General features: G+C 38.2%; 9 protein-coding genes. All 9 read right to left on the reverse strand.

Annotated elements, in window-relative coordinates:
• Positions 1-3 precede the first annotated feature (3 nt).
• Entirely contained in the window at positions 4-1,302 is a 1,299-nt protein-coding gene (locus CC90_RS0110805; protein ID WP_031390786.1) for a condensation domain-containing protein, read from the reverse strand.
• 9 nt (positions 1,303-1,311) lie between these two features.
• A complete protein-coding gene (locus CC90_RS0110810; protein WP_031390787.1) occupies positions 1,312-6,213 on the reverse strand; it encodes a non-ribosomal peptide synthetase in 4,902 nt (1,633 codons plus the stop codon).
• A 12-nt stretch (positions 6,214-6,225) separates the two neighbouring features.
• A complete protein-coding gene (asnB, locus tag CC90_RS0110815) occupies positions 6,226-8,088 on the reverse strand; it encodes an asparagine synthase (glutamine-hydrolyzing) (RefSeq protein WP_031390788.1) in 1,863 nt (620 codons plus the stop codon).
• A gap of 6 nt (positions 8,089-8,094) precedes the next feature.
• Complete coding sequence (locus CC90_RS23105) at positions 8,095-8,295, reverse strand: hypothetical protein (RefSeq protein ID WP_242843276.1); 201 nt, start codon at positions 8,293-8,295, stop codon at positions 8,095-8,097.
• A 75-nt stretch (positions 8,296-8,370) separates the two neighbouring features.
• A complete protein-coding gene (locus CC90_RS22320; RefSeq protein ID WP_051869398.1) occupies positions 8,371-8,883 on the reverse strand; it encodes an aspartate/glutamate racemase family protein in 513 nt (170 codons plus the stop codon).
• An 11-nt stretch (positions 8,884-8,894) separates the two neighbouring features.
• Positions 8,895-22,178, reverse strand: coding sequence for a non-ribosomal peptide synthetase (locus tag CC90_RS22325; protein ID WP_035315316.1), 13,284 nt, complete (start codon positions 22,176-22,178; stop codon positions 8,895-8,897).
• Positions 22,162-23,091 (reverse strand): ACP S-malonyltransferase, encoded by a 930-nt coding sequence (locus tag CC90_RS0110830; RefSeq protein ID WP_031390790.1) that lies wholly within the window; start codon positions 23,089-23,091, stop codon positions 22,162-22,164. The genes CC90_RS22325 and CC90_RS0110830 overlap by 17 nt, the downstream gene beginning before the upstream one ends.
• Complete coding sequence (locus CC90_RS0110835) at positions 23,088-23,843, reverse strand: thioesterase II family protein (protein WP_035315318.1); 756 nt, start codon at positions 23,841-23,843, stop codon at positions 23,088-23,090. The genes CC90_RS0110830 and CC90_RS0110835 overlap by 4 nt, the downstream gene beginning before the upstream one ends.
• A 2-nt stretch (positions 23,844-23,845) precedes the next feature.
• Positions 23,846-25,852 carry an SGNH/GDSL hydrolase family protein gene (locus tag CC90_RS0110840; RefSeq protein ID WP_132038529.1) on the reverse strand — a complete coding sequence of 669 codons (2,007 nt, stop codon included), beginning with the start codon at positions 25,850-25,852 and terminating at the stop codon, positions 23,846-23,848.
• Between the last annotated feature and the right edge of the window lie 21 nt (positions 25,853-25,873).

Genomic DNA, 25,873 nt, shown 5'->3' on the forward strand with positions numbered 1-25,873 from the left:
GGTTTATGATATCAAATCCATTTGTGAATCTAATACACTGCTGCTTAAATCATTTGACAAATTACATTTAATGTGAAGTACATCGTCCCATATAAGTGCGGTAAACAAAATTGTCCTCTCAGAGTTGTTTTTACTTATGCTATTAATATTTTTGTCAAACTCTTCATTATTTTGCACTTCACCAATAAAGTTAAATAAAATTTTTATCATCTTATAGCATTCCGATAGGTATTTTGTGACTTTTTCAAATCCTTTCGGTGACCATTCCTTCGTTAAAAACATAAGAAAATTAATATTCTTTTCTCTTTTAATGTTCAACAGGTTCATTAATCCGGAAATATTTTCTCTATTTTTGCTATCATAAACAACAGGAACAAAATCGATAAATAAACCTATTAAATCCATATAAACATTATTTTCATAGATGCGTCCCATGTTTACCATAAATAACGGAACCTGCGTCATATATAAATACTTTTTACATATATCTGATATAATTTCGACTGACTGAGTAAACGGGTCTTTATCTACCGATAGATGACATTCATAATATTCAGGCAATATTATGTGTTTTTGTGCATTAAGTGAAATGTTCATATTTATCATGCGCTGGTAGAACTCACCAATTTTAAACATTGTGATCAGTTCATTTTCTTTAATATTTACCGGTCCTTTTCTCATTTGCTTTAAGTATGAGGAATATTCTGTTGTTATGACTTGATTTATTTTACCTTTTTGCAGCAGCTCCTCATAAAAACAAAATAAGTTTTCCAGTAATATATTCGCACTCATTGCATCGAATATGATATGGCACATCGGCGCCATTATAATAAAGCTTTCCTTCGTATCTCTAATAATACAGATTCGATATTTTATCGTATTCAGAAGCTTGTACTCATGCAAATACACTTTTTCAATACATTCATTTATTATTCTTTCTCTGGAGTTCTCCGGATAAGCGGTAATATCCACGATAGGAATCCTTATATTGTCATTAAATTGATGTACCTGCCATTTATATGTATTCGCTTCCTTAATCAAACAACTTCTTAAAAACCCCTGCTGCTCAATCAAACAATTAAATGCCAGATTCAATGCTTTTTCATCCAGCTCTAACTCTATCCTTTTGCAAAAGCCCGAATAGTCGGGGTTGTCCAGATAAATACTTTGAGCGGGTCCCAGTTCATGATAACCAATTATAGGCATATGAAGTATTTGATCAGAAAAATATATATTTTGCTCTAATAGTGAATTTATTATCTGCGAAAAGTCTTCCTGTATTTCCGTATATTTTTTCTTCATTTCTCCTCCTTATATTAAATTTAAATCAGAAATACTTTTTATTGTTTGCCGCGAATAAATATCGGATACCTTAATATCGAATCCTGCTTCCTTCGATTTTGAAATAATCTGAATAACGTTTAGGGAATGTCCCCCAATTTCAAAGAAATTATCGTCAATTCCAATATCTTCTCTCTTCAGGACCTCTTTCCATATCTGCAGCAAATGCATTTCATTACTGTTTCTGGGTGAAGCCTTATCCGTTATCTCTAATTCATCCTCAATATAGGAATCAAGCAGCTTTCGTTTATCTATTTTCCCGCCTGCTGTGACTGGTATATGTTCCACACGCATCACATAGGAAGGTATCATATAAGAAGGAAGCTCTTGTTTCAGATAGTTTAGCAAATCCCCTTTCTTTACTTTTTCATTACCGGCATAAAATGCATATAATTCATCTGTATCGCTCTTTGCGACGACTGAGTCTGTGATTCCCTGATACATCCGGATTCGGGCCTCCACCTGACCTATCTCTATTCTGAATCCCCTTATTTTCACCTGTTCATCGCATCTGCCGAGTATCTCGATATTTCCTTCTTCATTCCATAAAACCTGATCGCCTGTTCTATACATCCTTTGTCCGGAAACTGCAACAAATTTTTCTCCGGAAAGTTCTTCATTATTTAAATATCCTGCCCCCACTCCGACACCGCCTACATATAGTTCCCCGGGAATTCCAATAGGACAAATGTCCCTATTCTCATTCAAAATAGTACAGAGTGTATTTTTTATCGGCTTTCCAATATTGCTTGCATTTTTATCATTTACAATATTTAGAGTCGCGCATATGGTAGTCTCCGTCGGTCCATATGCATTAATGAAAATCCGGTCTTTATTCCATTTCTCCAAAAGTTCCTCGGAACAGTTTTCTCCTGCCGATACGACCACCCTTAGTTCTGAAAGCTTTTCGGGATCTATTATTCTTAGCAGGGATGGAGTTAACGTTGCTATATTAATATTTTCATCCCGCAGAAATAAATCGATTTCATCCCTCTGCTTTCCGTTACGGTCTAATATACAAAGCGTTCCTCCGTTGAGTAAGGTTGTAAATATCTCCCACACCGACATATCGAAGCTTAAAGATGAAAACTGCAGAACCCGGGCTTTACTCTTGATTCTCATTACGCTTCCCATACTTTGGGCAACGTTAACCAGACCTTTATGCTTTAGCATAACCCCTTTCGGTACACCTGTTGTTCCGGATGTATAAATAATATACGCCAAATCCTCTTCATTATGGCAGCCATCCGTACACGCTTTCTTTGTTCCTTCTGCCTTCTCCTGCAGTACAGCATCATACTTCACGATTTCTGTGCCGCCCTTTTGCCTGTCTCTTATTTGTTCCAATACGTCATTTATATTGTTATCTTTGCTTTCTTCTGAAATTAAGATCTTCATTCTGCTATCATTTACCATAGACTCTATCAGCTTCGGCGGATAATATCCCACACCGACAGGCAAATAAACGGCACCTGCCTTTAATATACCCAACATGGCTATTATGGCATTATGTATCTTATTCATGTAAATACCTACGATATCCCCCCTCCGGATACCTTTAGTACTTAAATATTCTGCCAGATCCTCGGCCTTCGTATATAGCTCTCCATAGGTCATGATTTGTTTTACATTTTCTTCATCATAATACTCTATTGCGGTAATATCTGCGTTTTCCCGGCTGCACCGATCGAACATTGCATCAACCGTTCCAAATCCCGAGTTCTGATCTATGTTTCCCATGAATTCAAAAATACTCTTCTTTTCTCCTTCATCAAGCATCTCCATATCTTCAATGCCTGCTTCCGGGCATGTCAGACAGTTGATCAACAAGGTCCTGAAACGCTGCGCAAAACGACATATCGTTTTTTCTTTGAATAATCCTGTCTTGTACTCTATTCCAAACGAAAAAGCATGATCTGCCTCTGTAACATGAAGACAAAAATCAAATCTGGCATTCTCTATTTTTAATTTAATAGGGGTAAATTCCAAATTCTCGAGCTTTATTTGCTGCCTGCTCTCATTTTGAAAATCGAATACGAAATCAAATAGAGGATTTCTTCCTGCCTCATATTGGATATTTAATTGTTCCACCAGCAGATTAAATGCATACTCTTGATTTTCGTATGCCTCAACTGCCGTATTCTTAATCACATCCAAGAAGTCTGAAAAGCTGATTTTTCTTTTAAATGTATTATGTAAAGCTAACGTATTGATAAATGGTCCTATAATATTGTTTTCTTCCGGCCTCATTCTGCCTGCGGCAACCGTTCCTACGGTAATATCATTCTGCCCGGTGTAACGGTAAAGTAATAAAACATAAATTGCAAGAAACAGCAAATTAGGGGTGATACAATTCTTTGCGGCAAAATCATATGCCATTTCAGAAAGTTCACTTGCCATATCGAAATAAATCAACCTGCCCTTATTACTATTGGACTTCCTTCTTTCATAATCTGTTTTAAAGTTAAGAAGCGGCGGTATTTCTTTAAAAGCATCCAGCCAATACTTCTCTTGTTTTAAATATGACTCCCTTTTGCGATATCTTATACTCCAATCACAATAATCATCATACTGAATTTCCGCTTTTTCCGTCTCTGTTCCCGCATACGCATCCGTAATCTGTTTAATCATGATTTCCATGGATATAGCGTCTCCGATAATATGATGGATATCTACTGCAAACAGATGTCTGTCTCCCGCCCGCATTAATGCTCCTCGAATTAATGGTGCATTTTCCAGGTCAAAAGGCCGGATAAAACTCTCCACATATTGTCCGGCATCCTTTTCTTCCATATTGCCGGATATAAGTGAGAAATCGATATCTTCTACTATCTCCTGTTGAATTTCATTGTTGTTCTGTACAAACTTTACACGAAGCGTAACGTTATTGCTGATAACTTTTTTTATTGCATTCTCCAATTTTTCCTTATCGATCTTCCCTGTTACCCAATAAGCGGCAGGCATATTATATACCGTAGATTCCATATCGGAGCGCCACAAGGCGTACATTCTTTTTTGTGTATCTGAAAGAGGGAATACATTCCCCCGGTTAATATGGCGAATTTTTTCTTCCTCTGCCCCTTTTTCCCGTTTTTCAATAATTGCTGCCAGATTTTCAATCGTTGCATTTGAAAAAATTTCAGATAAAGACAATTCCACATCAAATTCCCTGTTTATTCTTGTAATCATGGTCATAATATTTAAAGAATGACCGCCGATATGCAGAAAATTCTGATCTACTCCAACCTCATTGATTTCCAATATATCTTTCCAGATATCGGCCATTTTCGCTTCAATATCATTAGAGGGTTTCTTCAAATCATTTTTAAGTTCTGCCTTATAATTCTCCAAAGCTTGATAGTCCATCTTACCGTTAGACAGCAGCGGCATTTCTTGCAATCCAATGTATAAAACAGGGATAATATTATCGTTCATTCTGGCATTCAAGAAGTTTTTAAGTTCTTCTTGATCTATGGCCTCATCTGCCGTATAAAATGCCGCCATAATTTTATCCGCATTATCCTTCTGCTTCATTACAACTGCCGCATTTCTGATGCCGTTAAATTCTGTCATATGCTTTTCTATTTCACTTAATTCGACACGAATACCCCTGATTTTGACTTGTCTGTCAATTCTTCCGTGAAACTCAATATTTCCGTCGTTAAGAACCTTCCCCAGATCACCTGTCTTATATAAAATATCGGAGTCACCATTTGAATACGGGTTCGTGATAAAGCATCCTGCATTTAAGTCCTTATTGTAATATCCTAAAGACCTGTAAGGCGTTCTGATATATATCTCCCCAATCGTTCCTTTGGGACGTACCTTTTGGTGTTCATCCAATATAATGACTGCCGCGCCTTTCATCGGCACACCGATAGGAACACTGCCTCTTTCAATATCTCTGCTGCTGATTACATGATACATTTTTATCATTGTCGTCTCTGTAGCACCATACATATTGACCAAGGTTATTCTCTCACCGAAAATGCCGTACCATTCTTTTAATGCTTTTATATTTAATTTTTCGCCTGCCATCAGAACATATTTCAGTTCCTTAAAATCATCCTTTGACGGCTTGTTTTCAACCATTGCATGAAATATGCCAGGCGTACAATGTATGTGAGTTACCTTCATGCTATTGATCCATGAAACCAGCTTGTTTATATTCAGCACACCTTCTTTATTCTCCGGTATTGCAACCGTTCCCCCGGTGAGAAGGGCTGCAAAAATATCCCTCAGTATCGGATCATGTCCTGGTGTTGTCAACTGACTGACTACAGCATTTTCCCATCCGGAAAATGTTTCCGTCTCCCATTCGATGAAATGTCTTAAAGATTTGTTGCATCCTATAATCGCTTTTGGTTTTCCTGTCGAACCGGATGTATAGAATATGTAAATGGGGTCATCCGGAGTATATAAAGCCTCATTATACTCCGATTTAATTACTTTCCTGTCATTTCGATCCATTTCATCAATAATCAATATCTGATTTTCTTCCGCATTCTTGCCAATGATACCGGCAACTCTGTCATAATTAGTTCTATCGGTAATAATCAATCTGCCATCAATTTCTTCGTACATATTTTTTAATCGATTATCGGGAATATCCGTATCAAAGGGTACAAATATAAACGCGCCTTTCAGACAGGCTATTATTGACAGAAGCAAATCAGTTCTCTTTTCCATAAACAGAATAATCTGATCCGATTTTTTTAATCCTTTTTTATGCAATTGCTCTAATATCATATCCGAATGATTATTCACTTCCTCATATGACATTTTTTCATCTCCGCAGACATAAGCCTGCCGACTGCTGTATTCCTGCAGCTTTTCATACATTATCTGCTGAAAGATCAATTTTTCACTCATTTTTCTTCTCTCCTAACCAACCATTTTATACTTGTCCAACAACATTTCTGTAGTTAACACAATCATAAGAAAATCGCTGTCATATGGTACATTTAATTTAAAATCCGGCTGTAAATATAATTTTTTCAACTCCTCAACCTTTTCGGGGTTAAAAATTCCATGCCTCTTTATTCTCTCAAAAGAAAGAATATCTTCTACAAATTCACGGTCAGATTTTAATATTTCCGAACTGCCCGGCGCCGTAAAGGCAAACTTAGGCCTTTTGAGAATTTCTTCCGGGACGTACTTTTTTGCCGCTCTTTTCAGCACATATTTTTCATCAAAATCCTTAAGCTTTATAAAAGGCGGCATTTTAAGAACAAAGCTAATGACATCTTTATCTAAAAACGGAAATCTTGCTTCGACAGAATGTGAAAAAGCCATTCTATCTCCATGATCCCCAAGTAAATGGTCAGCCATCCGTAGCTTAAAATCTATGTACGATCTTTTATGCAATAAATCCACGTTTTGAATTTTATTTTTATCTATAATAGAATGATTAAGGCAGTTGATGTCATGAAAGACAGCGTTTACTTCACCGGAATAAATTTCTCTTTTTATCTTTTCATACGCATAAAAATTGATTTCATATAAGAAGTCGGAATCTCCCCATACTTTATCCCTCCATAATTGCTCCTTTTCCCAATCATCTGTCTTTTGTCTTGGACTCATTTGGTTGAACTTATCAAAACGATATCCTATATATCCTCCGAATAGTTCATCAGCCCCTTCCCCTGTCAATATTACTTTGATTCCCTTCGCATGAGCCATTTCGGCTAATTTCATCGTCGCTATGTTATAGGACTCTTTCAGCGAACATTCTGCATGATATACTGCTCTGTTCAGCCCGCCGACCAGGTCACACAAGCCAAGATTATATTCATTGTGACGTGTATTTACATTGCTCGCCATCAATCTTTGATATTTACCTTCCGAAATATCCCGGTCTGAGAAATCGATGGAAAAGGATTCCTTTTTATCCGTATCTATTTGATTGATTTTTCCTGCTATAACGGAGGAATCCAATCCGCCGCTGACATAAAATCCCACCGGTACATCGGCTTGCAGCCTATACTTTACTGCCTTGGTCAAAAGTTCATCCAGCCTTTCCACGTAATAATCTTCTTTTTCCTCATGCTCGAGTTCCCTATTTTCAGGATATAATACATCCCAATACTCTTCGATCCTGAAGTTCGTATAATCCTTAATAATAATGCGGTGTCCCGGTTTCAGGCTGAAAATTCCCTGAAACATAGTCCGGGGACTTATTAAGCCGGGAAAAGTCATGATTTGGTCCAAACCTGTAATATCCAATTTTCTCATCACTGCGGGATGCTCTATAATCGCCTTGATCTCGGAACCAAAAATAAACAAACCATCTGTAATCGTATAGAAAAATGGAGCAATTCCCACATGATCCCGTGCACATATTATCTCATTCTTCAATCGGTCAAATAAGAAAAATGCAAATTGGCCATTCAACTTTTCTATAAACTCGACCCCATATTCCTCATAAAGATGGATGATACATTCACAGTCACTTCTCGTTCTGAAACGATGTCCCTTTGCTTCCAACTCCTGAGTCAGTTCCTTATAGTTATATATCTCACCGTTACATATAGTAAAAATAGATTCACTTTCATTAAATATAGGCTGCATACCATTATCGATATCAATAATGCTTAATCGATTAAATCCTATTCCCAGATTCCTTTCTATTTTTTCTGCAGATGCATCAGGGCCCCGGTGTGCCAGCTTTTCATTCATGCACTTAAGAATATCGCCGTCTATCCTATCTCTTTGCTGCATGTCAAAGACTCCACATATACCACACATTCTTTTTCACCCTTTCTCACTTCTGTCCTGTAACTTACATAGTTTCTTTTTATCCGCTTCCCTTACCAATGCTCTCGCCAAAATATAGGACGTATCGATTACCGGAATATCATCAATCTGATTTATATCAATTGCAAGCTGCAGTTCAGTACAGGCTAATACAATCATGTCAATGCCTGAATCCTGCATCTTCCGAATACAGTCCAAGATGTGATTTCTTGCAATATCCGAGACTTTTACTCCATTTGCCTTAATTCCATATTTGTGATTATATATTGCTTTCTAAATCTTATGGTATTGATCATACTCACTTGGAAATACGGCATCATATCCTGCTTCTGTCAAGGATTCCCTATATAAGCCGGATATGTACGTGCCCAAGGATGACAACACGCCGACTCTCTTTACCTCAGGGTAATAATTGGTTATAAATTTTATTACTTCATCCACCATGTTGATTAGAACGACTTTGCTCTTTCTCTCTCTCAGGTCATTGCTTATCACACTCATAATAGGCAGAGCATGAGCCGTATTACATGGGATGCCAATTATATTGGCACCCGCATTTTCTAATTCTTTGATTATTTCAATTATTTCATAAGCCGGATTAACTTTGGTTTTTCCCAACAGATAACTGCTCCTGTCCGGAATGTCGCATGGACGTGAAATCATTATTAACGGTAAATGATCTTGATCCTTATTGGCTATGGTATTCAAAAACACTTTTTCTGCCGTATCCATGCTTGCATATGGTCCCAAACCTCCGACTATCCCAATAGTATTTGATTTAGACATAGTTCCCCCTTTTATAAAGCAACCATAAAATCATTCAGCAAATCTTCCATTTCTTCTCCGTCTGCCAGCGCTATATCCCCATATATGATTTGATGATCATTTATTAACTGTTCCATGACTCTTGTCAGATATCCTTTTATTGAATCGAGTAAATTCATATCACAGGTATTCCCATTATAGATAATATTAAATTCGTATCCATCCTCTTTTGGCTCAACAATAAATGTTAAATTAAATATGGTTTGTTCAAATTCAGTTACTTTATTAAGCACAAACCCCAGCTTGTCCTTATCTGAGAGACGATTTCGATAATTATTATAATTCGCATAATTTTCAAAGCTGAACATATTATCAAATAATTCGCCTTTTATCATACATAAGGATTGTATCTGTGCTAACGAAAGATAAGAATACTGATTATGTTTTTCCATATCATCCTGAATGGTTTTGGCTATTTCAACCAGCGAGGCCTCATACGGCAGCCGTATTCTAAGCGGCAAAGTATTGATAAATAATCCGACCACACTTTCTACATTCATTATTTCCGGGCTTCTGCCGGATACAACAACGCCATAAACAACTTCCTCTTTTCCGGAATATTTTCCGAGTATTATTCCCCATAGTGCCTGAAATAAGGCAGCCATGGTAATTCTCGAATCACCCGCAATTTTTTTCAGCATCTCAATGCAGGAATTATCAACGGCAAATCTATATTCCTCCCGTTTAAAGTCTTTTACCTCTGCCGCCAAAGGATCTTTGGTTTGACTCCCCCCATGATAACCCTGTAAATAATTTTTCCAATACTTTAAAGCAGCCTGTTCATTTCTGCTCTTAATCCATTCCGCGTATACCGAATAGGAGGGGGCTGCCGGAAGCAATACAGTCTCCCCTTTCAGCATTCCCGTATAGATATTTACCAGTTCTTCCAATATGAGATCAATACACCATCCGTCCATCAATATATGATGGAAGCTCCAGACAAGATAATTCATATTATTTCGAGCTTTGAGCAGAAACATCCGCATTGGTACTTCCTCGTCAATCGAAAAACCGTTCGCAATATCGGATTTGCAAAAATCAAGAAGGTAACTCTTCAGATCATCTTTACTTCCGGTAATATCCAAACCTTGAATTTTAAAACGGTATTCTTTTAATACAATTTGCTGCGGTTGGCTGCAATCCTCATAGTTATAGCAGGATCTTAAGGCATCGTGGCGGTCTATGATCATCTGAAAGCTCTTTTCCAGCAACTCCGTCCTGACTTGTCCTTCCAGTTCAAGCATCACCTGCTCGAAGTAAATACTCGAACCGGGATTCATGCGCTGATCAAATATCATTCCCTTTTGCATCGGGGGAAGCTCATTAATTTGTTCTATATTATTCTCGTATTTATTAAGCAGCCGTTGAAGTTCTTCTATACTGATCACTTTGTTTTTATAGTCGGAAGGTGTGTTTATGGTTTTCTTTTGCTTTTTACAGTGCTGTACTATTCCATCCAATTCTCCCGAAAATGCTAATGCAAGAAATTGAATAATTTCGTCCTTGATAACCGCACCATTATACGTAATGCTTACCTTCAATACGTCGTCTTGTACAATTGCATCAAAGCTTATAAGGTGATGTCTCTCTTGCTTTTCAGAACAGGTTTTTCCGTAATTAAATTCAACCACTCGTATCTGATCAGTATCCTTCCCCTTACTGATATGTCCTAAAAAGTTAAATACGATGTCAGGCTTCGTTCCCTTCAGTTTTACAGCTTTGTCCGAATATTGAAGCAGACCGTACCCAATACCGTTCTTTGGCACTTTTCTGAACCTTTCTTTGATATTGATGATCGCGTCCTTTATATTTTCCACTTCATTGCTGTACACACCAAAAGGATATTGTGAAGTAAACCAGCCTATGGTCCTTACAACATTAATATCAGAACTGATCTCTTCTCTGCCGTGGCTTTCAACATCTATCAAATAATCATTTTTACCAAATGTCTTTGTTAATGCCCTGGCAAAAGCCGCAAATAAAATTTCCTGCGTGTTCGTTCCATATATCTTATTTATTTTATATAAGACATCTCCGGTTTTCTCTTTCCCTATTTCCGTTTCATATTTTGTTTCATCTTTTATTGAACCATATTCCGCCTCTCCTACTGTCAGCGATTTATATTTATGGCTCACAGTCTGTTCCCAATACTTCTTTTCCTGCAATACCTGATAGGATCCCGCATATTTTTTTAATGCCTTGGCCCACGACTTAAAAGACGTTGTTTTCTGAGGAAATTTATATTCCTTTTCACAGACAGCGGCATCATAAGCTTCCGCAAGATCCTCCAGCAGAATGCGCCAGGATACACCATCGATGACCAGATGATGAATCGCTATGAAAAGGTAGTCTGTATCTTTGCTATGATATAGTTTCGCTTTGACCATCTGCCCGCTCTTTAATTGAAACGACCGCTGAAGATTGTTTGAGTCATCACAGATATATTGCAGACAATCCGCTTCTTGCGTAATATCCTCATATGCAAGTACTTCCTGCCTTTCATTAAAGCCTTCCATATTCTGCAATAGCCCATTTTTCCCTATTTCAAAAGATGTCCGCAGCGCATCATGATGCTCTATCAATTCACGCATCACCTTTTCCAAACACTCTGCCTGAAAGCCATGTTTATTTTCCAGCAAGACCGTTTGATTAAAATGCTCTCTGTCTATTGTTATGTTCTCTACAAACCACTTTTGGATCGGAGTACAATCAACCTCACCCGTAACAATCTGCTGAGAGGAATATACTTCTATACTCTTCATACATAATGCCATTTCACGTACCGTCTGTTTATGCATAATATCACTGATCGCTATTTCTATCCCCTGCTGTCTGCACAATGCTACTATCTGAATAGCTTTGATAGAATCCCCGCCAATCTCAAAAAAGTTTTGGTCTGCAAACACCTTATCAATACCTAATACCCGCTCCCATATCCCGCACAAAAAGACTTCATTCTCTGTTTCAGGCTGTATACCTGCCGGACTATCACTAAATTGAGTCCTGTATTCCAACAGAATTTTCCTATCTGCTTTTCCAACCGATGTATACGGTATCTGCTTGATCTGCAACATGTAAGCAGGAACCATGTAATCAGGAAGAAGCTGCCTGAGATATTGCTTCACTTCCTCCGGCCTCATCTCACAGTCTGCCGTATAATAAGCATACAGATCAAAATTATTCTGTTTGTTTAACTCCGCTAGAACTACACAATTGCTTATTTTTTCATGTTCCAATATTCGGTTTTCAACTTCCCCCAGCTCTACTCTATAGCCTCTTATTTTTATTTGAGAATCATTTCTTCCAATAAAATCAATTGCTCCGTCTTTTGTCCATTTTCCCATGTCACCTGTTTTATAAAGCCTGTCTCCGGCTACGTATGGATTAGATACAAAACTTATATTCGTTTTTTCTTCATCTTTCAGATAGCCTTCCGTTAACCGGTCACCCCCAATATATATTTCACCTTCCGTCTCTATCGGCCGTAAATTCATATGCCTGTCCAAGATATATATACTGCTTCCGCAGACGGCCTTTCCTATCGTTATATTTTCAGTCTCACGTAAATTACGTTTTATCGTTGTAACCACTGTGTTTTCAGTAGGTCCATATTCATTGACAAGTTCTATGGCCGGATTAAGTGCTTTACAGTCTCCGACTAATTTCCTTGTCACCCTCTCTCCTGCCAGAGTGACATATTTTAACGATTCCAGTTCCTCCTTACGGGCAAGTGATAACAACGCACTAAATAATGTAGGTACCGCTATGAAATGTGTAACCTTTTCAGTTTGAACAGCATGTAAGATGCTCAGCGGATCCTTCATGTGCTCCTGATCCAGCAGTATTAATCTGGAACCGCATATGATTGGAGTTAATGCGCTTGTCAGAAATCCGTCAAATGCATAGCTGAATAATTGGAGGATACTGTCTTCCTTATTGAAACCATATTCCTGTTTTCGCCAACTGATTGTCTTGCCGATACTTTGATGCGTGATTTGTACACCCTTCGGAGTTCCTGTCGTACCGGAAGTAAATATTGTGTATGCAATACTGCTGCCGTCAATAAGATCTTCCAGATTGCTTCCATCCTCTACCTGCTCCAACCCGCTTATATCGATTATTTCACAAGCACATATCTCACTCAACTGATGGAGCTTTTTATTCACATGTTCCATTTCATGTGTTAAAATAAATTTCGTATCCGTTATACCCATCATGTATTTTATACGGTCTGCCGGAAGTTCCGGATATAGCGGCAAGTATGCAGCGCCCGCCTTAAATACTGCCAATAAGGCAATTATCAATTCTAATGAGCTTTCAAAAAAAATACCCACCGACGTACCTTCTCCAATACCTTTTTGACGCAATATCCTGGCGAGCTTATTCGACTTTTCATTTAGCTCCTGATAATTCAAATTTTCTTCTCTCGCTCTGCTGCCTTCATAATTCTTTATATAAGTAACAGCCGTCTCTAACGGAGTATCTTCAGCCTGTTTCTCAAATAGTGTTTTGATTACGTCATTTTTCTGCTCGGGTGCCTTTATACATAAGGTATTTAAAATTTTATGCTCCTCTTCTTTTGTCAGCATGCTTATTTCCATTACCCGTCTGTTTTTATCGGCGGCTAAGTTTGTTAATGTTTCAATATATCTGTCCGTAAAAATACGTATATCTTTTTCACAATATAAATTTTTATCATAATCGATGATAAACTTGAGCTTTCCGTTATCCGTCATATAGTTAAATGCAATGTCGAAATCAACCTCTTTAGCCTTTGTTTCAAAGACTTCATATTGCACCCCATATATGCTGATAATATCTTCCAAATTACTTTGCATGGAAAACAGATAATTGGTAAGCGGGTTTTTAATTCCATCTCTTTCAAGATGCAGTTCATTAATTAAAGCATCCGCCGGATAATCCTGATTATTCATTGCGCCAATTACTTTTTGCTTTACATTATCCAGAAAATCGCATACCATCTGTTCTCCATCTACCTCATTTCTTATATATAAGGTATTCACAAACATTCCAATCAGATTTTCCGTTTCCGAAGTACATCTGCTGTCACAAGGTACTGCTGTTATAATTTCATTTGTGTTTCCGTATCTGGAAAGCAGAATCTGGTACGCCGCAAACATTACCATGAATTCGGAACATTCCTGCATTTTTGCAAACTTTTTAACTTCGTCGGACAGCCCTTCCTTTGCATATGCAATAACGGTATTACTATTATCGATATCTCCTTTTTCACCATCTGAATTTCTAAAGGGTAATATTAATTTTGTAATTTCCATGCAATATTCGTTCATCCAATAACTTTTTTGCCGGTTATATTGTTCCGTCAACATCATCCGGTTTGCGTGGACCGCAAAATCCTTATATGTAATTGGCAGCGGTTCCATCCGTTTTCCTTGATATCTTTGGATTAATTCATTCAAAAAGATCATTGAAGAAGTACCGTCTGCGACGATATGGTGCATGATACAGGCTAAAATCATCCGTTCATCAGGCAGACTGATCATCAATACACGCATCAAATATCCCTTTTCAAGATCAAAGGGCAAATTATAATAATCGATACATTTTTCCGCTTCTTCCAATGAATCCGCCCTCAAATCATAAACTTCAACATCTCTCTTTTCATTGACTTTTTGATAAACATCTTGCCCTGTCATATAAAAAGAGGATTGTAAAATATCATGTCTATCGGCGATTTTATTTATGCATTCGCTTAATCTTATTTTATCTGTCCCTTCATTTATCAAGATCGCGCCGCAAATATTGTTTTTGGTAGATTGGGGATCGAGCATAGAGCTTATAAATATTTCTTTTTGACCGGAAGTAACCGGATAATATTCTCTGTATGGGGTTCTTTCTATTTTCACCGTATTTCCGGCATCTCCAATGCTATCCAGATATTTGCCCAGGGATTGAATGGTACGGCATCGGAATAGTTCCTGCCAGTCCGGTAATATTTCAAACTGCTCCGCTACCTTTCCCCGAAGCAGAGACAATTTTAATGAGTTGCCCCCAATAGTAAAGAAATCTTCCGTTATGCTGCGGACACTCTTCCCCAGAATATCCTTCCATATATTCCATAATATTTTTTCTGTCTGACTTTGCGGCAATATAATGCTTCCCGCAACTCTTTCATTTAACAATTTTTCAGTTCTATCCAGCCGAAAATCCCGCTCAATCAAAAAGCCGTCTAATCCTTCTGCTACATCTTCCATCATTTCCCGGAAGCAGCTTATCCACTCTTCAATCAGTCCGCCATCGAACATCTGCGGATTATATTTGAATTGAATATCCAATTCAGAGTTGATTTGCATAATATTAACAAATATACTATTACTACTTATTTTAGGGAGCTGCGTTCCGATTTCCGTCTTGCACTTATCAAACAATGGTACGAATACTTTATCCAAGTTAAATACAATATCAATATCAGGAACTTTACTGATATCTAATCCTTCGACCAAATTTGATAATGAATATTTCTGATATCTGTTAATCTCTAAAAATGCATTTTTTACCCTTTGCATATGTTCTGAAAATGTGACTTGTTCTTCGACATTAATGCATAAAGGTAAAATGCTGTCGCACATTCCAATCAGTGAATAGCCTTCACAGCAGCTTTGGTCGGCAAAAGGTATTCCTACGATTACCGTTCCTCTCGCTGTAAGCCTGTGAAGATACCATACAAATATCGAAAGCAGCATTGTAAACAAAGTATTTCCATTCTTTTTGGCCAGTTGGTCGAGCTGATTGGCTGCTCCCTCATTTATTTTAAATGAATAAATAGCTTCAGGGGCGATTCTATCCCCATTCATCTGGATAGAACGCGGGAGTATCGCTCTTTCTTGTATCGAACTGAATTTATCTCTCCAGAACAATACCGCCTCTTCTTTTTCCGGTAAATACAGCACCTTTCTTTTCCACTCCAGGTATTCAACAAACTGCATGGAATCCCCAGCCTTCTGTTTGAAATCATTTGCAAAGGCTGTATAAGCTTCGGCCAGCTCATTGATAAATACGTTCATTGACCATCCGTCAATCATAATATGATGACAAACAAATAATAGCTTAAACTTTTCAACTCCGGTTTTTACTATGGCCAGCCTGTATAATGGAGCCTTATCCAATTCAAACGGTCTGCTTACTTCGTCCGATAAATAAGAGTCCAGCCGGGGGCCTTCCTCCATTTCAATATAATCCGGAACAACACACGCTTTACTTTGATAAATCAGCCGCCCTTTTTCTATATCCACTGCCATACTTAATGCGTCATGCTGTTTGTGCACTGTACTGATTGCTTTTTCAAGAGCTTCCTTGACCAAGTTTCCCGATAGGTTCAATACAACAGATTCATTGCAGCACAGCGAGACATCGCATGACATAGAAATGCCATCTGAAATTTCTCTCTGCGCATCAGTAAGGGGATACTCACTAACTATAGTTTTTTTTTTCGAAGATTCTAAAAAGCCGTTTTCTCTCAGTTCATAAATTGCTTCATAAATTGCATCTTCAATATTTTCAATATCCTGCTCCGTATGTGCCGACGAAAAGAAGCAGTTGCGTCCTTCCCAAATATACACTCCCTTACTTACAAGAACATAATAGAAGAGTTCCAAGTCCCCATTTAACACGAACCTGAATAAAGATCCAAAACAGACCATGTGAATCGGAACACCTTCGTTTGCAAAAAAATCATTCATTTTATTTACAAACTTTTCTGTTTTTTGGTTAATTCCATTTTGTATATTCTCTTCCGCTAATTTTGTCAATACTGCATCTGCAGCTGCCATAGCCATCGGGTGATGGCAGAAGGTACCTGCAACAAAGGTTCTTATTTCCTCATTAGGCGGACAGGAATGATCGCCAAAGCTCCAATAGCCTCCATCAATACTGTCCATAAATTTTGACTTTCCGGCTACCACTCCAATGGGCATACCTCCACCTATTATTTTTCCATAGGTCGCAAGATCTGCTGTTACACCATACCATTCCTGCGCACCGCCATTACATATTCTGAAGCCTGTGATAACCTCATCAAAAATAAGCGCGCATTTACCTTCTTCTGTTATTTCGCGTAACTTTTTTATAAACTCAACAGGTCTGAAATCCGGTCGCCTGCTCTGGACCGGCTCCACCATGACAGCAGCTATCTCTTCCATATGATTCTTAATGAAAGTCAAGCTTTCTTCGGTACCATAGTTTAATACATAAATGTCATTTACCATATTGTTCAATATTCCCGGCGCCATAGTCATAGTATCCGTTTCATCCATACCTTGAACACCTAGCACACCATCAAACGTACCATGGTAGGAGCCGGCAAAAATAACCGCCTTATCTCGTCTGGTTACCGCTCTGGCAATTCTTAAAGCCACCATATCCGCTTCCGTTCCGGAATTATAAAATGCTACTCGTTCCACACCCGTCATCGTACAGATTTTTTCTGCTACTCTACCTGCAAGATGCGACATCGGTCCTAATGAAAAGCCTTCCTTCAGCTGTTTCTCCAATGCGTCCGTAACAAACTCCGGATTATGTCCAAACAAATTAACCCCGAATCCCATTGTTAAATCTATATATTCATTTCCGTCAACATCCCATATTTTTGACCCTTTGGCCCGGGGAGAAACTAATTGATAAACCATTTCCTTGAATATAGGTCTAAAGCCTGCAACATTTCTATTGTTTGCATAAACTTTTCTATAATTCTGGATATCATTCTTACTTCCGGCGGTTTTCGTACAATATTTTTCGATCAAACGCTGAATATACGCTTCTTGTCTATCCGTCATATCCTCGTGCACGGCAAAATTTAATCTTTGATAAGGCCTGTACTGAACAACCTTGCCGCTCTTTTTTGGCAGGGCCATATTTTTAGCCTTCGGAGAAATATTATTTTCCTTATCTATTGCCTTTGAAACATCGCCAACGGTATTATCGTTGTAAAATTCCGCATTGTTCAATAAGGATAATTGCATTCTCATAATGTCTAACTGCTTATCAATAATCGTTTTAGCGTTCCCGTCGGCCATGATATTGCTATACGTCCGGCCTGTTGTATCCTTTTGCTTTATCTCATTTAAACTATTCGCGCTATAGTCATTATTATCTTTTAAGCTTTCTTCCTTCTCACCTTCGTCAATGCTGTTGCTCTGCAAATATTCCGCAAGCTTTGCAACGGATGACAATCCGTTAAATAAGTCATTCACAGGTATATCGATCTTATAAATATTTCTGACGGAATTCTTAATCTGCATCAGTCCCATCGAATCGATACCCATGCTGATAAACTGTTCATTGATATCAACATCCTGTTCCTTTAATCCGGAAACACTGCATACCATGCTAACAATTCTGCCCTTAACAGAACTAAAATTACCATCTCTTTTCTGAACTTCGTCCGACATTTCCATACCTCTATCTTCAATAATGTCAATCCAGCATCTGTGTTTTTCAAAACAATATGTGGGAATGCTTATTTTTGAATATACTTCTCCGCTGTAAACCTTGCCCCAGCTTATCGGAGCTCCCTGCACATAATAACGGGCAAGCTTTGTATAAGATTTTTCATCCGCTTCATTATTCTCAAGCGTAACATTTAACTGTTCCGCTTCCTGTGCCAGTCTCGCCCTTTCATCACGGGTGATTTCATAATCTCTAGTCTTAATACCATCATTATTGATCACCTTATGTATACCGTAATAAATCAGTTCGTTTTCTTCACTCTTTCTTTTTTCCAAAAACTTACCCAGTTTATTCAATAGTTCTTCATTGTCATGTACTACGATAGCAAGACGATATTCAAAATGCTTTCTTCTGCTGGTGGACATATAGCATATATTCTCAATTTTTTCTGCTGCACCCTCTTCCTGCAGGTAATAAGTATATTCTTTTGCAAGATTGATAAGCGCCTTTTCCGTTTTTGCAGAAATGGTAAAAATATTGCATTTTCGTTTTATGCCGAGATCTCTTTTTTCATGGCCTTCGAGTACGACATGACAATTTGTACCGCTAAATCCAAACGAGCTGATTCCACATTTGAAATCTTTACCTTTTTCGGAACAAGATTGTAATTTATCCGCAATATAAACAGGAGAACCGCTTATCTTGATTCTCTCATTAATTTTTTTAAAATGAACTAACGGTGGTATCATTCCATATCGTTCCATTAATACAACCTTAATCAAACTTGCGATACCTGCCGCTTCAAAAAGATGACCTATATTTGATTTTACGGAACCGACCGCACAGAATTCTTTCTTGTCCGTATATCGTCCCAATGCCCTGCTTATACCTTCAATTTCAATCGGATCTCCCAGCTTCGTCCCCGTACCATGTGCTTCAATATAATTTAACGCGGCCGGATCTATTTTGGCATCTTTCCATGCGTTACATAACAGTTCCGTTTGGGAAAGGCTATTCGGGGCCGTTATCCCGGCTGTTTTTCCGTCTTGATTGACTGCACTCCCTTTAATTACCGCATAGATATTGTCATGATCTTTTTGGGCCTGCTCCAAAGATTTCAGAATGACAACGCCAACGCCTTCTCCGCAGCCGGTTCCATCCGAACTGTCATCAAAAGCTTTTGCTCTGCAATCGGATGCTTCAATTCCTATTTTAGTTTTGACCGGAAGCAGATTTACTCTTACTCCACCTGCTGCAGCCATATCGCATTCACCGTTTTGTATCGCCTTGCATGCAATGTGCACGGCCGTCAAGGAAGAAGAACATGCCGTATCAATGGTAACGGAAGGCCCTTTTAAATCGAGAGCGTATGAAACTCTTCCCGATATCATAGAATACAAATTTCCTACCGCATAATCCGAATGATTATCTCTTATAGAAAGCGAAACCAGCCGTTCATAGTCAAATATGGATTTTGATGCTCCGACATACACTCCAATTTTATTATCTACACCCTCATCCGTGATATAACCCGAATCCTCCAGTGCCTTATATGCACTTTGAAGAAACAGCCGCTGACAGGGATTTAATAATTCCGCTTCCTTTGGCATAATTTTAAAGAAAGAGTAGTCAAACCCTGCGATTTCATCCAGGTAACCTCCTTCTACCAGCTCTTTTTCCGTAAAATCTTTTGCTATAGCATGGATATAATTCTTAACGTCGTTCCTGCGTCCTTCCGGATATTCCCCAATACAGTCAATTCCGGCTTTCAGGTTCATCCAATATTCTTTTGCGTTGCCGGCACCGGGAAATCTGCAATCTAAACCAATTATTGCTATATCTTGTTTATTTTTGTCTTCCTTATCCTCCTCCGACGCTGTTTCCTTCCTTACCCCTGCCAAATCATGAAGATAGCGTGCAAGCTGCTGGACTGTAGAATAAGAAAAAATATCTGATACCGTAACTGTTGCGTTAAATTTCTCCTTGATCACTTCAGCAATCTTAATCAATTGCAATGACGAAAATCCTGCCGCAAAAAAACTGTCTTCCACATCTAATGCAACGCTATCATCAATCTGGCTGAATATTTTCAGCAGTTCATTTTCGATTGGTGTAACATCATTATCTGCCTGTATTGCCTTTTCCTGTCGTTGCGTATCATAAAATTTAAATTCATTGTTTTCAAAACGTTTCTTCAATTCATTTCGCTTAATTTTTCCCGAATCAGTCTTGGGGATAGCCTCTATCTGTGTTATAAAATCGACCTTCCAAATACCATGGGAATTTAAGGTAACTTTAATCTCATCCGCCAATTTCATAAATTCGTTATCTTCCATCGCATCTTCAATAAAGACAGCAATACTGTCTTCTTTTGTATTTCTATTGTATACCCCACTGGCAGCAACCTTACCCGGTTTAACTCCCTCTACCCGCTCACAAAGCCGTTCAATGTCATTCGGATAATAATTCTGTCCGTTAATCAATATTAATTCTTTTGCACGTCCTGTAATGATCAGTCCCCCATTTCTTAAAAAACCGATATCACCTGTTTTTAACCAGCCATCCGGAGCAAACATTTCATTTGTAGCTGCGGAATCGTTATAATATCCCCGCATTACGGTTTTTCCGCGCACTTGAATATGTCCGATTCGATCCTCTCCCAAATCGGAATTATCATCATCACAAATTCTTAATTCACAAGATGGCAAAGCACTTCCCACGTCCACAAATGTAATCGTATTATTATTAACTTCCGTGACTTCCCGGATTTTTTCTCCTATATTAATCTGATTTCTGTCTAAATTAATGCCGGTAAAGTTCTTTTCGATATCTAACACGGTAATAACTACCGTTGCTTCTGTCATTCCGTATCCGGGGTAAATTACATTTTCTTTTAAGCCATAGCACTGCATTGTTTTAATAAATGCCTGACACGCCTGCGCATCAATTGGTTCCGCTCCATTCCAGATAATCCGGATGGACGATAAATCCCAATCAAAATTACCCTTTGCCGCGATAGACATCAAATATTTGAATCCAAAGTTAGGGGATGCTGTAACAGAAGGGTGATACTTGCTCACTTTATCCATATAGCAAACAGGATTATACACGAACAGTGACTTTGGCATAATGTATTGTTCTAAGCCCTTGACCAGAGGAAGGATATGCATAACAATTAATCCCAAATTATGTGTCAGCGGAAGCCAGCTCATCAGCGTATCACTATCTGTTAATTTTTCCTTTTCCGCAACACCTTCCACAACAAGCATGATATTTTCATGTGTAATCTCCGCTCCTTTAGGCGCCCCGGTTGAACCTGATGAAAATTGAATCATTGCGATATCCGTCGGCTCTGCGTTAATGATTTTACCAACCTTTTCTTCCGCAAGAAGCTTCTTTGAGTCAATAAATTTTTCCGTCGCCAATTCAGCCTTCTGAGGATATTCCCTCTCCAGATATCTCCTATAGTTCTGAAATGCCTGCTCATTGCTGACAATATATGGATTCTCGACTTTTTCCCATATATTATAAAAAAGCAGATAATTTTCATCAGATGCTGCCGTTGCTATAGGAACAGGTATTATCCCGCCTAAAATACATGCCCAAAAAATATGTATAAAATCATCGACTTCCTCCAATTGAAAAATAAGCTTATCTCCTTTTGACATTCCCATTTTCTGCAGTCCGTATAAGCATTTACATGAAGCGGCATATACTTCACTATAGCTTTCATTGTATTCCGTTTCGCTATTCGTAATATAAGTGATTCCTCGATCCTGTTTCTGTGCCGTATAAGTAAATGAACTAACTAAATCAACATATTTTTTCATTGCCGGTACCTTCCATCTTTAAAATTTTATCTGCTGATTTTACATTGATTGACGGGTCTTCTCTCTTTAAAATATTGGTCAGCACACATCCCGGACCAACTTCCCAATATTCATCAATATTCATTTTTTTAAGGTAATCCATTGTTTGTCTCCACTTTACCGTTTTTACCATCTGCCGGCCAAGCAGCGGATATACCTGTGTTTCATCAAAATAAGGTCTTCCGGTAACATTGGAGAAAACTACCTTCTTCATTTCATGGAACTTGGCATGGCATAATGTTTCATTAAACTCCTTTTGTGCCTCCAACATATAATTCGTATGAAATGCACCCAGATTGTTGATCACTTTCCCATGAAATAGGTCCTCTGTTCCTTCTACCAGCCTTTTCACTGCTTTTGAAGAGCCTGCAACAATTTTCTGTTCCTTACTGTTATCACAAGATAAACTTACAAAATCAATATCATCCGAAAATCTGATGCATTCTTCCATAATCACGTCATTGGAAGCACTTCCCATATTTGCCATAGCAAATTTTCCTTCTCCGCCAAACTTCCCCATTACCGTTCCTCTTATCTGAACGAGCTTTACCGCGTCTTCAAAGTTCAGGCATTCCGAGCAAGTTAATGCCGCATATTCTCCTATACTATGTCCCGCAAAAAATTGGATAGGGCTTTCTATTTCCCTTTTTACGACATCAAAAATAGCTATGCACAAAACCATAATACCTATTTGTGCATACTCTGTTCTCTGGAGCATCTTTTCATCTTGGCAGATGCTATAGACATCTTTATCAATAACCTCCGATGCCCTGTTAAAAATATCTCTCACGCTTTGATATTGCAGGTAAAAATCCCGCCCCATTCCTTTATATTGAGATGCTTGTCCCGGAAATAACGCCGCTATTCTTTTCATATATTTCTTCTCTTCCGCCTTCGCTTATCATAAAAATAATTATCAACCACTTTATTTATGTTGTTAATAACTTCCGGCCCTTCTTCCTGAATAAAGAAATGGTTTCCGGGAAATATAATTTCGCTGTATACACCACTTGTATAAGCCGCCCACTGATTTATCTCACTGCTTTTTAACGTAGTATCATCGCTCCCATACATAACGGTCATATCACATTTCAATTTCTCTCTTTTCGGGATCAAATTATATGTTTCAACCAGTTTAAAATCATTTCTTAAAATAGTTAGAAAATACTCGCTGGTCTCCTTGTTGTCTAAAATTTCCTTTGGTGTTCCTCCGTAGCTCATTACCAGCTCTTTGAGTCTATCCTCTCTTAAATTAGAAAGAACCGTTTCGCTGCCGCAATGCGGAGGGTTTTTAGCCAAAAAAAAGGTATGGACCAATTCATTCTTCTGATACTGCTGCAGTTTTCCGGCGATTTCAAAGGCTAACAAACTTCCCATGCTGTATCCTAAAAGTATGACCGGATTTTCGTTTATTTTATCTTTGAGTTTGTTATACAGGTCATCGGCTGCTTCATATATATCCTGATATGGCCTTTCATTTATTCTGGTACCTCTTCCCGCCAGTTCTATAATCTGTAAATCGATTCTGGAATCCAGCAATCGTCTCCATTTACTGTAAATGTAAGAAGATGCACCGGCATAAGGGAAACAAAAAAGCTTAACTTTCTCTTTGAAAATTTCCTCCATTTTTATTCTCCTGTTAAAATGAACTTGTGAATTTCTCCATAAACAGGAACCAGTTCAGGAATAATACCCTTCTCAATTTCCTCTATCACTTTATTTTCTTGAATTCTCATATCTGCATCTAACGAAGGCCATTCAATCCGTATATCATTCATTCCTTCTTTTACAAACTTCTCACTTATATACACCTTTAATTTATTCCAGCCGCATACGATTTCACTCGAACTTATTTCATGTTCATTAATGAAAATTTTTATTTTCTTCGGGTTTTTATTTCCATTATTAACCTGGCAAACTAAATATAGATGAATACCCAAGGGGTTCCCTGTTGTAAATGCAAATCCGGTGTTTTTATTGTATGCTGCCAGGAAGCCATATCTTTTTAATTTTGCCGGGATAGAGGGCCAATTGTACTGTGCTTCTTTCTGCGACAACGAGTTTACATAATAATCCGAATCCAACAAATTGACTTCTCCTCGTTCAATTCCGTAGGCACTATTCCTTACTTCCATAATATGCTTCAAGAGATTAGCATCATTTAAAACATCTCCAATAATATTTATCAATTTACGATCAAGCAGCAGACCTTTATTTTCGGTTAAGTACCGTTGCTCTTGTTCCGATATTATTCCTATATATCCCTCAGCTCTTTTACTCATCCAAACCGGTAAGTTTCTGCACTGAAAATCAATGAATGCTTTCATTGTTTCTTTTATCTCCGGCCACTCCCTGAGTGCAGTTTCCAAGTGATATTTAATTATGTCTTCTTCCTGCCCCCAATGTGCATTATGTATTGCCGAAAGGAAATGTGCGTGACTTTCCGTACTTTTATCAACTATTAAGCCATTATATATGTTCGTGGAAATATCTTGACTTAAAATAGAGCTTGCCACCTTCTGCATAAGCAGTTTTATGCCTTTTGATGTCAAATGGCAATAATCCATAAAAAATTCCCTGCCAATCACACCGCCTTCACTGCTGAATACATCATGCATATCCACATATCGGATACGATCATTTTTACAGGCTTCATTTTTTAACGCTTTCTGTACCGCAGAAAATGCCCTGGGCGTACTAACCTTGGGATAAATCATAGTTATGTCTTTAATTTTAATAAAAATTTTTTCTGCTTGATCAACCATTCCCAAATGCTTGTAAGATTCTGCCAGAGCATACCAAAGTTCAGTACCTGCATATCCTTTGATTTCTTCTGATTCCAGCAATTTAATACAATTTTCATATTCTCCGGCCGCCATCATTGCTTTGGTTTTTTTCAAAAGCTGATTCCATCTGCCGCAGTCTCCGCCCATCAACCAGTTCGCAGCAATTTCCGGATCCTTCCAATCGTTCAGGTTGAACTCAGGTATGACGATCACTACCGGAATTCCCTTATCCGTAAAAGCCCTTAACTGTTTATACATCTTTTCAACATTGGCGGCTAAATGAGCATCGCTATACCGCAATAATCCGTTCAGACCTTCTTCCCTGATCACTTCGCTGACTTCCAGATTATATTTTTCCCAGATTTTATGAATATCCCAGTTATTCCCGGCAAAAACGACCAGTACATCGGGTTCCAAAACGGCACTTTCCTCAATCAGGTTTATCAGCATATCGTAACTTAAGTCCGTTCGCGCAAGATCAACCACTTCATATTGACCCGCATCCGCATTATTTAAAATACTGTTTAATTCCAAGGCAGGATTATATATAGGATCATAAAAATAGCCGCGTGCCGCAGATTCTCCAATCAATACAACTCTATTTCTTCCCTTTTTTGGCGCAATACTCATATTTTTTGCCCAAAAATTAATTTCATCCAACTTACTCTGATCAACGGTAAAGCCTTCCGTATTGCCCTGCGCATCTCGCTGCCAGATACCGACCTTATCCGACTCTTCCGTTCTTTCTGCTTCTTCCTCATCTCTATAGTTTTGATTTAAATACATCAATGCAATATTTTTTAATATGCCTTTTTCATCTTTTTGAGCTAAACGGCTCAGTTGCTTCATATACTTTCTTTCCGTATTGCT

It is taken from the genome of Kineothrix alysoides (genome assembly GCF_000732725.1).
GTDB classification, from domain to species: Bacteria; Bacillota; Clostridia; order Lachnospirales; family Lachnospiraceae; genus Kineothrix; species Kineothrix alysoides.